The sequence below is a fragment of the Streptomyces sp. NBC_01485 genome, from assembly GCF_036227125.1.
Taxonomy (GTDB): Bacteria; Actinomycetota; Actinomycetes; order Streptomycetales; family Streptomycetaceae; genus Streptomyces.
Genome location: NZ_CP109435.1, coordinates 8,435,198 through 8,447,474 on the forward strand (window position 1 = coordinate 8,435,198; position 12,277 = coordinate 8,447,474).

General features: G+C 72.5%; 15 protein-coding genes and 1 pseudogene. 5 read left to right on the forward strand and 11 right to left on the reverse strand.

Annotation, left to right across the window (positions count from 1 at the left end; translation table 11 throughout):
- Positions 1-33 precede the first annotated feature (33 nt).
- The 3 genes from OG352_RS36920 to OG352_RS36930 all read left to right on the forward strand — a co-directional run bounded on the left by OG352_RS36920 (position 34) and on the right by OG352_RS36930 (position 2,883).
- Positions 34-804, forward strand: coding sequence for a GNAT family N-acetyltransferase (locus OG352_RS36920; RefSeq protein ID WP_329222911.1), 771 nt, complete (start codon positions 34-36; stop codon positions 802-804).
- Positions 804-1,763: a lysophospholipid acyltransferase family protein gene (locus OG352_RS36925; RefSeq protein WP_329224115.1), complete on the forward strand. Its 960-nt coding sequence runs from the start codon at positions 804-806 to the stop codon at positions 1,761-1,763. Before OG352_RS36920 ends, OG352_RS36925 begins: the two co-directional genes overlap by 1 nt.
- A 64-nt stretch (positions 1,764-1,827) precedes the next feature.
- Positions 1,828-2,883 carry an NAD-dependent epimerase/dehydratase family protein gene (locus tag OG352_RS36930; protein ID WP_329222912.1) on the forward strand — a complete coding sequence of 352 codons (1,056 nt, stop codon included), beginning with the start codon at positions 1,828-1,830 and terminating at the stop codon, positions 2,881-2,883.
- 6 nt (positions 2,884-2,889) lie between these two features.
- Here OG352_RS36930 and OG352_RS36935 read toward each other — a convergent pair.
- A pseudogene (locus OG352_RS36935) lies at positions 2,890-2,994 on the reverse strand (LLM class flavin-dependent oxidoreductase); the annotation flags it as partial.
- 149 nt (positions 2,995-3,143) lie between these two features.
- On the reverse strand, positions 3,144-3,314 hold the full coding sequence (rpmF, locus tag OG352_RS36940) for a 50S ribosomal protein L32 (RefSeq protein WP_329222914.1): 171 nt from the start codon (positions 3,312-3,314) through the stop codon (positions 3,144-3,146).
- A gap of 127 nt (positions 3,315-3,441) precedes the next feature.
- Here rpmF and OG352_RS36945 point away from each other — a divergent pair, with 127 nt between their 5' ends.
- Entirely contained in the window at positions 3,442-3,933 is a 492-nt protein-coding gene (locus tag OG352_RS36945; RefSeq protein ID WP_329222915.1) for a phosphatase domain-containing protein, read from the forward strand.
- Positions 3,934-3,995: 62 nt separating this feature from the next.
- On the opposite strand, the gene OG352_RS36950 is transcribed toward OG352_RS36945, so the two are convergent.
- From OG352_RS36950 to egtA, 5 genes are all read right to left on the reverse strand, one after another.
- Positions 3,996-4,214, reverse strand: a complete 219-nt coding sequence (locus tag OG352_RS36950; protein ID WP_329222917.1) for a dodecin — start codon at positions 4,212-4,214, stop codon at positions 3,996-3,998.
- Between the two features lie 117 nt (positions 4,215-4,331).
- Entirely contained in the window at positions 4,332-5,300 is a 969-nt protein-coding gene (egtD, locus tag OG352_RS36955) for an L-histidine N(alpha)-methyltransferase (RefSeq protein ID WP_329222920.1), read from the reverse strand.
- Positions 5,297-6,088 (reverse strand): ergothioneine biosynthesis protein EgtC, encoded by a 792-nt coding sequence (gene egtC, locus OG352_RS36960; protein WP_329222922.1) that lies wholly within the window; start codon positions 6,086-6,088, stop codon positions 5,297-5,299. The genes egtD and egtC overlap by 4 nt, the downstream gene beginning before the upstream one ends.
- A complete protein-coding gene (gene egtB, locus OG352_RS36965; RefSeq protein ID WP_329222924.1) occupies positions 6,088-7,431 on the reverse strand; it encodes an ergothioneine biosynthesis protein EgtB in 1,344 nt (447 codons plus the stop codon). Before egtB ends, egtC begins: the two co-directional genes overlap by 1 nt.
- Positions 7,428-8,732: an ergothioneine biosynthesis glutamate--cysteine ligase EgtA gene (gene egtA, locus OG352_RS36970; RefSeq protein ID WP_329222926.1), complete on the reverse strand. Its 1,305-nt coding sequence runs from the start codon at positions 8,730-8,732 to the stop codon at positions 7,428-7,430. Before egtA ends, egtB begins: the two co-directional genes overlap by 4 nt.
- Before the next feature lie 207 nt (positions 8,733-8,939).
- Here egtA and OG352_RS36975 point away from each other — a divergent pair, with 207 nt between their 5' ends.
- Entirely contained in the window at positions 8,940-9,098 is a 159-nt protein-coding gene (locus tag OG352_RS36975) for a hypothetical protein (protein ID WP_329222927.1), read from the forward strand.
- Here the strand turns inward: OG352_RS36975 and OG352_RS36980 are convergent.
- The 4 genes from OG352_RS36980 to OG352_RS36995 all read right to left on the reverse strand — a co-directional run bounded on the left by OG352_RS36980 (position 9,095) and on the right by OG352_RS36995 (position 12,106).
- The gene (locus OG352_RS36980; protein WP_329222929.1) at positions 9,095-9,553 is read right to left on the reverse strand and encodes a hypothetical protein; all 459 of its coding nucleotides are present in this window, start codon (positions 9,551-9,553) and stop codon (positions 9,095-9,097) included. The genes OG352_RS36975 and OG352_RS36980 overlap by 4 nt on opposite strands.
- Positions 9,554-9,710: 157 nt before the next feature.
- Complete coding sequence (locus tag OG352_RS36985) at positions 9,711-10,163, reverse strand: type II toxin-antitoxin system PemK/MazF family toxin (RefSeq protein ID WP_329222930.1); 453 nt, start codon at positions 10,161-10,163, stop codon at positions 9,711-9,713.
- A 49-nt stretch (positions 10,164-10,212) separates the two neighbouring features.
- Positions 10,213-11,733 carry a flotillin family protein gene (locus OG352_RS36990; protein ID WP_329222931.1) on the reverse strand — a complete coding sequence of 507 codons (1,521 nt, stop codon included), beginning with the start codon at positions 11,731-11,733 and terminating at the stop codon, positions 10,213-10,215.
- Between the two features lie 154 nt (positions 11,734-11,887).
- Positions 11,888-12,106 carry a hypothetical protein gene (locus tag OG352_RS36995; RefSeq protein ID WP_329222933.1) on the reverse strand — a complete coding sequence of 73 codons (219 nt, stop codon included), beginning with the start codon at positions 12,104-12,106 and terminating at the stop codon, positions 11,888-11,890.
- Positions 12,107-12,277 lie beyond the last annotated feature (171 nt).

A 12,277-nucleotide genomic window follows, 5' to 3' on the forward strand; every position in this document is an offset into this window, starting at 1 on the left:
CTCGCCGTCCCCGGCCCGTGACCAGGAGAAGCCATGAGTGGCGTATCGACCCTAGACCGTCCCCAGCAGAATGTGACACCTGCCCGCTACGCTGTCACATTTGCCCGTGACGAGGACGACGTGCGGGCCGCGCAGCGGCTGCGCCACGACGTGTTCGCCGGCGAGCTGGGCGCCCTGCTGGCCACGCCCCGACCCGGCCTCGACATCGACCCCTTCGACGCGTACTGCGACCACCTGCTGGTCCGCGACACGGAGACCGGGCAGGTCGTGGGTACCTACCGGCTGCTGCCGCCGGAGCGCGCCGCGGTCGCCGGACGCCTCTACTCGGAGGGCGAGTTCGACCTGACCGCGCTCGACGCCATCCGGCCCGGCATGGTCGAGGTCGGCCGCTCCTGCGTGCACCCCGACCACCGCGACGGCGCCGTCATCGGCCTCATCTGGGCCGGGATCGCCCGCTACATGGTGGACCGCGGCCACGAGTGGCTGGCCGGCTGCTGCTCGATCCCGCTCGCCGACGGCGGCGCTCTCGCCGCCGGCACCTGGGACCGGGTACGCGAGAAGCACCTCGCGCCCGAGGAGTACCGGGTCCGCCCGCTGCTGCCCTGGGTCCCGCAGACGCCCGCCCCGGCCGGCCGCACCGAACTGCCCGCCCTGCTGCGCGGCTACGTCCGGCTCGGCGCGTGGGTGTGCGGGGAGCCCGCCCACGACGCCGACTTCGGCGTCGCCGACCTGTACGTGCTGCTGTCGATGCGCCGGATCGACCAGCGCTACCTGCGGCACTTCCTCTCCCTCGTCCCGGCGTGATGAGCGTCTGGCTGCCCAGCGCGCCCTGCACCCCGCGGGCGTGCGTGGACGCGACGGCGTCCCTGACGGCCGTACCGCGGGCCGTGCTGCGGCTCACGGCGGTGGTCGCGCTGGTCCTGGCCGGGGTCCTTCTGTTGCCGCTGGCCGGGCTGATCCCGGCCCGTGCGGTACGGCGGTGGAGCCGGGCCGTCGTACGGGCGGCGGGGGTACGGGTCCGGGTGACCGGCGTACCCGTGCCCACCGCCACCGGGCTGCTTCTGGTCGCAAACCACATCTCCTGGCTGGACATACCGCTGCTGGCCGGCGTCCGCCCGGCCCGGATGCTCGCCAAGGCCGAGATCCGGGGGTGGCCGGTGGCGGGCGCGCTGGCCGCACGCGGCGGTGTCCTGTTCATCGACCGCGACCGGCTGCGCGCCCTGCCCGGCACGATCGCCCGGATCACCGACGTGCTGCGGGCCGGGCGGGCCGTCGCGGTGTTCCCGGAGGGGAGCAGTTGGTGCGGGCGCGCCCAGGGGCACTTCCGGCGGGCCGTGTTCCAGGCCGCGCTGGACGCCCGCGTGCCCGTCCAGCCCGTACGCATCCGCTACCTGGACCACGCGGGAGCGGCCAGCACCGCCGCCGCGTTCGTCGGCGACGACCCGCTGCTCGCCTCGCTGTGGCGGGTGGTGTCGGCGCGCGGCCTGGTGGCGGAGGTCGAGGTACTGCCCGCGCTCGCCCCGGGCGCCCACCCCGACCGCAAGTCCCTGGCGACGGCCGCGGGCGCCCGGGTGCTGGGCGGACGCCATGAGCCTTATGAGCGGCAGGCCTTCACCCCGGCCGGCCGGTCCGCGGGCGTGCCCGGTCCGCCGGGCCACCGTCTCGACCCACGCGCACAACGCCCACCGCGCCGCCGGCTCGCGGTACGCCGCACCGCGCACCAGGGCGCGGAACTCCCGTCCGGCGTGACGAATTCCCGGTGAACGAGGGGCTGTTGGCCGTCGGTGGTGGGATCATGACGCGTCCCGACCTCTGAGGGGAGCGTGCGTGAGCGGAAACCCGGCCGGCCGGACGGTGCTCGTGACGGGAGGCAGCGGCTTCGTGGCCGCCCATCTCGTAGGGCAGCTCCTGGAACGCGGCCACCACGTGCGCACCACCGTGCGCGGCACGGCGAACACGGCCAAGCTCCGGCCCCTGCACGCCCTGCGGGACGCCCATCCCGGCCGCCTCGACCTCTTCGAGGCGGACCTGCTCACGGAGGGCTCCTTCGACGAGGCGGCGAAGGGCTGCGCGGTGGTCTTCCACGTGGCCTCGCCGTTCCTGATGCCGGAGAAGATCAAGGACGGCCTGCGGGACGTCGTGGAACCGGCGCTGCGGGGCACCCGCAACGTCATCGCGGCGATCGAGCGCACGGAGACCGTCGAACGCCTCGTCTTCACGTCCACGGTGGGCGCGATCTTCGGCGACTACGCCGACGTACGCGAGATGGCCGACCAGACCCTGTCGGAGAGGTACTTCAACACCACCAGCACGGCGGCGAACAACCCGTACCACTACGCCAAGACGGTCGCCGAGCGCGCGGCCTGGGAGGCCGCGGACGCACAGGACCGCTGGCGCATGGTCTCCGTCAACCCCGGCCTGATCCTCGGCCCCTCCCTCACTCCAGCCTCGGACTCCGGCAGCCTGTTCCTCCTGGACGAGCTGTTCAAGGGCTACTTCTTCTACGGCGCCCCCGACTTCAGCTTCACCACCGCCGACGTCCGGGACGTGGCGGCGGCCCACATCGCGGCGGCGGAGCACCCGCAGGCGCACGGCCGGTACATCGTCGCCGCCGCGGAGATGACGTCCTTCCACCAGATGGCGCGCATGCTCCTCGCCCACCATCCGCGAAACCTGAGGCTGCCCCGCACCGCCCTCCCGCACTGGCCGGTCCGCGTCCTCGGCCCCGCCTTCGGCCTCTCCCAGGACTACATCCGCAAACACCTCGGCATCCGCTTCCCCGTCGACAACCGACGCGGCATCGAGGAACTGGGCCTGACCTACCGCCCCGTCGAGGAAACCCTGCTGGACCACCACCGGTCCTGGCGGGAACAGCGCCGCTGACCGGCGTCAGCCGTCGCGTGCGACCGCGGCCAGCCGCCGGTAGGAGTCCAGCAGCCCTTCGCGGTCATGGGTGCTGGTCGTGACGAGGACCTCCTGCGCGCCGGTCTCCTCCACCGCGACCGTGCCCGAGACGACGACGTAGGGCTCCGGCGCCCAGACGGACGGGCGGACATGGTGGAGCAGCGTCGTCCTGCCCGCGCCGAGGAAGCCGGACAGCACGGTGACGGGCAGACGGCCGGCCTGGGCCTTCGGCATCCCGGTCAGCCCTCGGGGTGCAGCAGGCCGCGCTCGTACGCCTTCAGCAGGTGCTGGGGCACGAGGTGACGGACGCCGTCGACGGTGATGGGTACGAGCTGCGGCGTGCTCGCCTTCCACTGGGCGCGGCGGTGCCGGGTGTTGCTGCGGGACATCTTCCGCTTGGGGACGGCCATGGGAACCTCCTCGATGGGCTCGGGGTGAGCTTCGAGGACGCTATATGAAAATGGATCCCATTAGCAATTGGGTGGGCTCGGCGTCCGGCTCGGCGTCCGTCCCGCCGGTCTGTCTAGGGTGGGTGTCGTGACCGACAGCAGCAAGAGGCCCCTCGCCGTGTTCGATCTGGACAACACCCTCGCCGACACGGCCCACCGGCAGCGCTTCCTGGAGCGGGCGCCGCGCGACTGGGACGCGTTCTTCGCGGCCGCGCCGCAGGACCCGCCGATCCCGGAGGGCGTCGCGCTGGCGCTGGCCCACGCCGAGGAGTGCGAGGTCGTCTACCTCACCGGCCGGCCCGAGCGCTGCCGACGGGACACGCTGGCGTGGCTCGCCGCGCAGGGGCTGCCGGAGGGGAGCGTCCACATGCGGCGCAACGACGACCGCAGGCCCGCCCGGCGTACCAAGCTGGACGTCCTCCGCCGCCTGGCCCGCAACCGGGACGTGCGGGTCCTCGTCGACGACGACCAACTGGTGTGCGACGACGCCGAACGGGCCGGCTTCACCGTCGTCCGGGCGCGCTGGACGGCCCCCTCGGGCGCCCTGGAGCAGGCGCAGGAGGGAGAGGGCCGTACCTGAGGGGCGTACGTGAGGGCCGGGCCGTATGTGGTCGTGTGTGAAGGGCGGCCGCCGGTCCGGCGTCAGTCGTCGGACTCGTCCAGGCGGAAGCCGACCTTCAGGCCCACCTGCCAGTGCGCGATGTCGCCGTTCTCGATCTGGCCGCGCACCTGGATCACCTCGAACCAGTCCAGGTTGCGCAGGGTCTGCGAGGCGCGGGCGATGCCGTTGCGGACGGCCTGGTCGACGCCGTCCGGCGAGGTGCCGACGATCTCCGTGACCCGGTAGGTGTGGTTCGACATGCGGGTGCTCCTCTCGACCGTGACGGCGTCGTCACGTATGTCACGCGTCACTCCACCGTGCCCCAAGCCGCGACGCGGCGCGAGGGGAGGGACGGGTGAGCGCGGCTCACGGTGTGCTCATGCGGCGTTGACGGTGCTCAGCGACAGCGCGAAGCGGCCCTCGGCGTCCGTCCACCAGTGGGTCGACTCCAGCCCCGCGGCGGACAGTTCGGCTCGCACCCCGGCCTCCCGGAACTTCGCCGACACCTCCGTGCGCAGCTCCTCGCCGGCCGCGAAGTCGACGGCCAGGTCGAGCGCGGGCACCTTCACGGTCTGCGCCGTACGGGAGCGCAGCCGCATCTCGATCCACTCGTTCTCGGCGTCCCAGAGCGCGACGTGGTCGAATCCGGCGGGGTCGAAGTCGGCGCCCAGCTCACGGTTGACGACGGCCAGGACGTTCTTGTCGAACGCGGCCGTCACACCGGCCGCGTCGTCGTACGCCCGCACCAGGACCTGTTCGTCCTTGACGAGGTCCGTGCCGAGCAGCAGCGCGTCGCCCGGCGCGAGCAGCGCGCGCACCGAGGCCAGGAACGCCGCGCGTTCGGCCGGCAGCAGGTTGCCGATCGTGCCGCCGAGGAAGGCGACGAGACGCGGGCCCGGCGTGTCCGGCAGGGGCGACTTCCCGGTGAAGTCGGCGATCAGGGCGTGCACGTTCAGTCCGGGCCGCTCGGCGATCAGGGCCTGCCCGGCCTGGGTGAGGGCGCTCTCGCTGACGTCCACGGGCACGTACGTGTCCAGGTCGGTCAGCGCGTCGAGCAGGTAGCGGGTCTTCTCCGAGGAGCCCGAGCCGAGTTCGACGAGCGTGCGGGCGCGGGCCGCCGCGGCGATCTCCCCGGCGCGGTGCGCGAGGATCTCGCGCTCGGCGCGGGTCGGGTAGTACTCGGGCAGTTCGGTGATCCGCTCGAACAGTTCGCTGCCGTGCGCGTCGTAGAACCACTTGGGCGGCAGTGTCTTGGGGTCGGAGGTGAGGCCGCGCCGGACGTCGGCGCGCAGGGCGGCGTCGGTGGCGTCCTCGGGGAGGGTGCGGGTGACACGGAACGGACTCACGGGCAGGGCTCCTTGGGTGGTGCGGATGCCACGTCCGGGCTCGGCTCCTTGAGCGGGGTGAGCAGGACGTCGCTGCGGCTCGCGGTGAGAAGGGTGTGGTCGGGTACCTCCTGCCAGCGCGGATCGTCGTCGTACGGTTCGGAGGCCACGACCGTGCGCGGGCCGGGCCCGGTCAGGTACCAGAGGGTGTCGCCCCAGGCGGTGGCCGTGATGGTCTCGCCGTTGGTGAGGAGCAGGTTGAGCCGGGAGCCGGGGGCCGCCGCGGCGACCTCGACCACCGTGTCGGCCAGCGCCTGGCCCTCCGCGTCCCCGCCGCGCAGCCGGGCCAGGACCAGCGCCCACACGAACGCGGAGTCGTTGCGGGCCTCCATCGACAGCAGTTCGGCGGCGGGCAGGGTCCCGGTGAGGTGCTCCAGCGAGCGCGGCCAGCCCGCGACCGCCCCGTTGTGGCTGAACAGCCACGGCCCGGCCGCGAACGGCGCCGCCGCGGCCTCCGCGTCGGCCCCGGCCAGCGTGGCGTCGCGTACGGCGGCCAGCAGCGCCCGGCTGCGTACGACGCGGGCCAGGTCGGCGAAGGACAGGTCCGCCCAGATGGGTCCCGCCCGGCGGTAGCGGGCCGGCACCGGATCCCCGTCGGCGTACCAACCCACCCCGAAACCATCGGCGTTGACCGTCCCGTACCGCTGCCGGCGCGGTGCCCACGACTGGCGGTACAGGCCGTGCGGGGGATCCACGAGGAGCCGGCCGAGCGGCTCCTCGGGTCCCAGGCAGGCGAGGTGACGGCACATCAGACGGCTCCGGCCGAACGGGCGGTGCGGAACCCGGAGAAGATCTGCCGCCTGATCGGATAGTCCCAGTTGCGGAACGTGCCGCGGCAGGCCACCGCGTCCACCGCGAACGAACCGCCGCGCAGCACCTTGTACTCGGGGCCGAAGAACACCTCCGAGTACTCCTTGTACGGGAACATCCGGAAACCGGGGTAGGGGAGGAAGTCGCTGGACGTCCACTCCCACACGTCGCCGATCAACTGCCGTACCCCGAGCGGCGATTCACCGGCCGGGTAGCTGCCCGCCGGGGCCGGGCGCAGATGGCGCTGGCCCAGGTTGGCGTGTTCGGGGCCTGGTTCGGCGTCGCCCCACGGGTAGCGCGTCGAGCCGCCGGTCGCCGGGTCGAAGCGGGCCGCCTTCTCCCACTCGGACTCGGTGGGCAGCCGGCGTCCGGCCCAGCGGGCGTAGGCGTCGGCCTCGTACCAGCACACGTGCAGCACCGGCTCCTCGGGCGGCACCACCTCGGTGACCCCGAAGCGGCGGCGCAGCCACTGCCCGCCGTCGCGCCGCCAGAACTGCGGGGCGTGGATGCCGTGTTCGCGGATGTGCGCCCAGCCCGCCTTCGTCCACCAGCGTTCCTCGTCGTAGCCGCCGTCCTCGATGAACGCCTGGTACGCGGCGTTCGTCACCGGGGTCGTGTCGATGTGGAAGGGCGCCACCTCCCGCCGGTGCGCGGGCCGTTCGTTGTCCAGCGCCCAGGGTTCACCCGACGTGCCCATCGTGAACGGGCCGCCGGGGACGAGGACTTCGGCGGGGCCGGTGAACAGCGGCACCGGATCCGGATCGGGAGCGGTGAGGGCCTGCGGGCCGGTGCGGAGCTGATGGGTGATCAGCATCGTCTCGTCGTGCTGCTGTTCGTGCTGCGCGATCATCCCGAAGGCGAAACCGGCCTCCGTCAGCCGGGTGCCCTCGAAGTCGGCCGACTCCAGCAGATCCGTCACCCGGCCGCGCACCTCCGCCGCGTACCGGCGGGCCTCGGCGGGCGGCAGCAGCGGCAGCGTGGGGCGTTCGGCGCGCGAGTGCTCGAAGGCGTCGTACAGGCCGTCGATCTCGGGGCGCATCGGCGCACGGCCGGCCACCGCGCGCAGCAGCCACAGCTCCTCCTGGTTGCCGATGTGCGCGAGGTCCCAGACCAGCGGCGACATCAGCGGGGAGTGCTGGGCGGTGAGGTCGGGCTCCTCCACGCAGCTCGTCAGCAGCGTGGTGCGCTCGCGGGCCGTGGTGAGCGAGGCCAGCACCCGGGCGCGGAGGGTCTCCCCGTCCGTGTCGGGGGCGGGCTCGGTGTCCAGGGCGGGCTCGGTCATGGGCGGAGGTCCTTCCCGTACGCGCGGGTGTCCGTGCCGCGCAGGCGGTCGAGCTGGTCGTCGGCGGGGGTGCGGCCCTGGAGGACGTAGCGGTGGTGGTAGTCCTTCACCGCGTCCATGACGCCGTCGGTGGCGCCGAGGCGGGGCAGGGCCCGCAGCGCCGTGTCGAAGCAGGTGACGGCGACCTCGTGCAGCTCGGGGTCGGTCAGGCCGTACCGGGCCGCGTCGATCCACAGCGGATTGTGCGGGGCCGGCAGCGGCCGGGCCCGCTCGGCCAGCGGTTTCACGGTGCGGTAGGCCGTCTCGGCGGCCTCCGGATCGTCGAACAGCGCCGTCGTCACGGCGAGCGGGACGATCCAGCCGTCGTCGCCCGGCTGTGCGTCGATCATGCGCAGTTCCAGGTGGCCGCGTGGTCTGACCGGCGGGAACAGGGTGGTGATGTGGTAGTCGAGATCCTCCCGGGTCGGCACTCCCGCCCGGGTCCACTCCCGGAACGTGAGCCGTTCCGGCACCTCCCACGGCCCGCTGTCGCGCCGGACGCACATCACCGGCGCGTCCAGTACGTGCCGGGCCCAGGCGGTGCGCGGATCGCCGTCCAGGGCGGGTCCGCCCGCGCGGCCGGCGCCGATCTCCGTCCACAGCAACTGCCGGGTGGAGCGCCAGCCGGTGGGGTCGCCGCCGAGCAGCGGGGAGTTGGCGAAGGCCGCCACCAGCACCGCGCCCAGCGTGTGCGACAGCCACCAGCGCCGCCCGTGCCCCAGCGGGCCCGGCTCCTCGTATCCGGCGTCCAGGCAGACCTGCACGGAGGCCGAGGTGCACATCATCGCCCGGCCTGCCGGGCCCGTGCGGTCGAGGCAGGCCTCCATGGCGTCGTAGCGCGGCTCGTGCAGGAACCGGCGGGGGGTGCGCCAGGGGTCCGTGCCGTTGCCGGAGATGGCCAGGCCGTGCTCGGCCAGGGCCGTGCGGACGGCGGCGAGGTCGGCGGAGACGGTGCCCACGCACTCCATCAGGGAGGCGGCGGGCGGCGAGCTCAGCTCCAGCTGGCCGCCGGGTTCGACGGTGAGCGGGGAGCTCAGGGGCACCGTGCGCAGTGCGGCGTAGGCCGCTTCGAGTCGTTCGGGGGAGACGGGGAGCTGCGGTGACCGCACCTCGTGGACGAGCCATTCCACCTCGACCCCGACGGTGCGGGGCGGGCCGGTCTTGAAGCAGATACCCCTGACCAGGGCCTCCACCTCGGCTTCGGTGAGCGCCGTACGGGGCTCCGTACAGTCGCCCACCGAGATGTTCGACGAATCGGACATGTCGGGATCCTCCTGAGATTCCACCATGCCACTGGTCCGGCCTCGGTGCGGCCGGACCGGCATCACACTCGTCCCACCCAAGACGCTCGCATCGAATCGCACAAGGGTGCAAAACAGGGCTTCAGGGACTCGGAAAACTCTGTTGCACCGCCCGTCCAGCATCGCTCACGATGCGTTCATGAGCACGACGGGGGAGACGGGCGGGGCGTGCGTGACCGCGCGGCGCGCGAGCATGGAGTCCACGGGGGTGGCGCCATGAGCGCGCGGCTGCGCGGTATCGCGCGGGGGACGGAGGAGATCGTCGAGGCGGGCGGTGGCGGCTACCGCGCGTCCGGGGCTCTAGGCACCTGGCCCTGGTCGATCTAGTCGATCGGTACGCAGATCGGTACCGGCAGCTTGGGCGACCAGGTCCGTGTGGTCCAGTCGTACGCCTGCGCGTAGCCGTTGTCGCCCGGTGCGCACGGCGAAGCCACGGTCGTCTCCACGTAGATGGCGCCGCCCGGGGTGATGGGGTGCGTCCGCGCGATCACGTTCGTGTGGAAGAAGACCGCGCCGTTGTTGAACCTGACCGCGAGGTAGACGCGGCCTCCGACGGTGAAGTTGCCGCCGCCGATCTTCAGGTGATGGTTGAACGTGTACTTGAAGAGGAAGGACTGCGGGGCCTTCGTGACGGAGGCCGTCGTGTTCTGCGGTGCGAGCGGTGTGGCGGGGGCGGCCGTCGCCAGAGGCGCGGTGCCCAGTGTCGCGGCGACGGCAGCCGTGACGGCGGTGATCCAGAGACGTCGGACGGCAGGCCGGGCAGGTCGGTGGAGCGTACGCATGAGTACTCCCAGAGGCGAGTGGTGGGGGATGCACCGGATCCGGGTGCGCGCCCGCCCCTGCGCGGGGCGGTTCTGCGGTTTTCCTGCTCCGTTTCCACCCTAGGCCCGGCGCCCTCGACTCGCAGGACGGACCCGCGTGAGCAGCGCTGACGGGGTCTCAGGTCCAGCCGTAGCGCTCGTGCAGCCGCTGCCGCACCAGGTTGAACCGCATCCGGTCCAGCGCGCAGGCCTCGCGGCGCATGCCGTCCTCGTGGAGCCGCAGGACGCGGTCGACGTCCACCCAGGAGTCCCGCCCGGTCCGGTCCCAGGGGCCGCTGCCGATCGCCACCCACTCCCGGTCGCCGTCATGGCGCTTGCTGGAGAGCTGTACGGCGAGGAACGTGCCGCCCGCCTCCCGGGCGACGACGAGCACCGGGCGGTCCTTGCCCCGGCCGTCGTTCTCCTCGAACGGCACCCAGGTCCAGACGATTTCGCCGGGATCGGGGTCGCCGTCGTGCGCGGGGGAGTACTCGGTACGCACCCGGCCGACCTCGCGGGGGTCGGCCTCGATCGTGGCGGAGGGGCCGGAGCGGCCCGGGACGTCTGCATCTTCTTCGGTAATCGCGGTCACGGGGGCACCCTAAACGGTGCCCCCGTGACCGCGATTCACCGGCGTGTTCTCACTCCTCGACCGGCACCTTCTGCGAAGGCGGGCCCGCGATCCCGCCGACGGGCGAAGTCCCGTTCGGGGCCTGCCCGTTCCGGTCGTTCCGGCCGTTCTGGCTGCTTTGGTGCTGGTCGTTCTGGTTCATCGAGGCCAGCAACTGACGGGCCAGACCGAGTCCCGTGCCGCCCATGGTGAGCGCCTTGGCGAACACGTCCGCCATCCCGTCCGCGCCGTTGAGCAGCACCATGTTGTCGACGTTGCCGAAGGCGGACGCGCCGGCCCGGACGATCTCCGGCCAGTTCTCGGCGAGTTGCTGGGCGACGACCGCCTCCTGGTTCTCGGCGAGCGCGGCGGCCCGCGCCTTGATGGCCGCCGCCTCCGCGAGCCCCTGCGCCTTGGTCGCCTCGGCCGCCGCGAGACCCCTGGCCTGGGCGGACGCCGCCTCGGCCTCACCGGTGGCCCGGGTCGCCGCGGCGCTCGCCACACCCCGGGCCTTCGTCGCCTCGGCCTCGGCGCCGGCGGCCTGCTTGACCCGGGTCGCCTCCGCGGCGGCCGCGAGCTCGGTCTCCTTCGCCTTGGCCTGCGCCGCCGAGATCCGGGCGTCGCGCTCGCCCTCGGCCAGCGTGCGCTTCTCGTACGCCTTCGCGTCCGCGGGCTTGCGGACGTCCGCCTGGAGCTGCTGTTCGCGCCGGTGCGCCTCGAGTTCGGCGACCCGCGTCTCCTGGACGACGACCTCCTGCCGGGCGGCCGCGTCGGCGAGGGGTCCGGCCTGCCGGGCCTTGGCGCCCGCCTTGTCGCGCTCGGCCTGGTAGCCGGCCTGGAGGATCTCGCTGTCCCGCGTCGCCTGCGCCATCCGGGCGAACGACGCCTGCTCCGCCTCCGTGGCGAGCCGGTTCGCCTCCGCCTGCGCGATGCGCGCGTCCCGCTGCACGGCCGCCGCGTGCGGCATCGCCAGGTTCTGGATGTAGCCGGTCGGGTCCTCGATCTCGTGGATCTGCAGCGAGTCCACGATCAGGCCCAGCTTCTCCATCTCCGTACCGCAGGCGGCCCGGGTCTGGCCGGTGAGCTTCTCCCGGTCGCGGATCATGTCCTCGACCGTCAACCCGCCCACGATGGAGCGCAGATGACCGGCGAAGACGTTGTGCACCCGCTCCGACATCAGCTTCTGCTGGTCGAGGAAGCGGCGGGCCGCGTTGGCGATCGACACGAAGTCGTCGCCCACCTTGAAGATGACCACGCCCCGCACCTTGAGCGGAATGCCCTGGTGCGTCACGCAGTCCACGTGCAGTTCGGTCTCGTTCAGATCCAGCGACAGCTTGCGCACCACCTGCACGCCGGGCATCACCAGCGTGCCGCGCCCCGTGACGATCCGGAAGCCCATACCGGCTTCCAGGCCCTCCGTGCGGTGGTTGGAGCCGGAGATGACGAGCGCCTCGTTGGGTTCGGCGACCCGCCACATCATCTTGAACAGACCGAGCAGAACGAGAACGGCGACAACCGCCGTGCCCGCAACGACGCCGATGATCATCGGCATACGCCCCCTTGTGATGGTGCCCTTTCGGCACCGAACGAAGGGAGTGTGCGCCTGCGCGAGCCGGGGGTGAAGACGTCGGGGGATCCTTGTTGCAATCTTGACGCTTACGTTCCCGAAGCCTCACACAACGGCTCTCACCTGCGCCGCAGCAAGCTCAACTGTCGTACGCCCGGGTGACGTAGACCGTTCTGGGCGGCAGATGCTCCACCACCATCACCACCGTGCCGCACTCGATCCGGCCCGTGCCGTCCGCCGCGTAGGCGAGGAAGTGCTCGGCCCCGCCGCGCACCCGGACGATCACCTCGCCGACGAGCCCCGGCCCGACCGTCCCGGTGACCCGCCCCATGAGCCCGACCATCGACGCATCGTCCATGGCCACAGGGTACGGGCGGAACCCGCTGATCCGGCGGTCCTCGGTTTCTGCGCAAAGGATTGACGTGCACCTGCCGCACCCCTACCTTCCGATCGATGTTCCGAACCATGTCCGGAATCTCGAACGTTGAGCCGTAGGAGAGAGCCGCACCATCCGTAGGAGAGCCGCACC

What these genes read in the sequence shown, in the direction of transcription:
- rpmF (WP_329222914.1), bottom strand. Translation starts at nt 3,314, where the DNA reads ATGGCCGTCCCCAAGCGGAAGATGTCCCGCAGCAACACCCGGCACCGC.
- egtC (WP_329222922.1), bottom strand. Translation starts at nt 6,088, where the DNA reads ATGTGCCGTCACCTCGCCTGCCTGGGACCCGAGGAGCCGCTCGGCCGG.
- egtB (WP_329222924.1), bottom strand. Translation starts at nt 7,431, where the DNA reads ATGACCGAGCCCGCCCTGGACACCGAGCCCGCCCCCGACACGGACGGG.
- OG352_RS36995 (WP_329222933.1), bottom strand. Translation starts at nt 12,106, where the DNA reads ATGGACGATGCGTCGATGGTCGGGCTCATGGGGCGGGTCACCGGGACG.
- OG352_RS36950 (WP_329222917.1), bottom strand. Translation starts at nt 4,214, where the DNA reads ATGTCGAACCACACCTACCGGGTCACGGAGATCGTCGGCACCTCGCCG.
- OG352_RS36990 (WP_329222931.1), bottom strand. Translation starts at nt 11,733, where the DNA reads ATGCCGATGATCATCGGCGTCGTTGCGGGCACGGCGGTTGTCGCCGTT.
- OG352_RS36925 (WP_329224115.1), top strand. Translation starts at nt 804, where the DNA reads ATGAGCGTCTGGCTGCCCAGCGCGCCCTGCACCCCGCGGGCGTGCGTG.
- egtA (WP_329222926.1), bottom strand. Translation starts at nt 8,732, where the DNA reads ATGTCCGATTCGTCGAACATCTCGGTGGGCGACTGTACGGAGCCCCGT.
- OG352_RS36920 (WP_329222911.1), top strand. Translation starts at nt 34, where the DNA reads ATGAGTGGCGTATCGACCCTAGACCGTCCCCAGCAGAATGTGACACCT.
- OG352_RS36980 (WP_329222929.1), bottom strand. Translation starts at nt 9,553, where the DNA reads ATGCGTACGCTCCACCGACCTGCCCGGCCTGCCGTCCGACGTCTCTGG.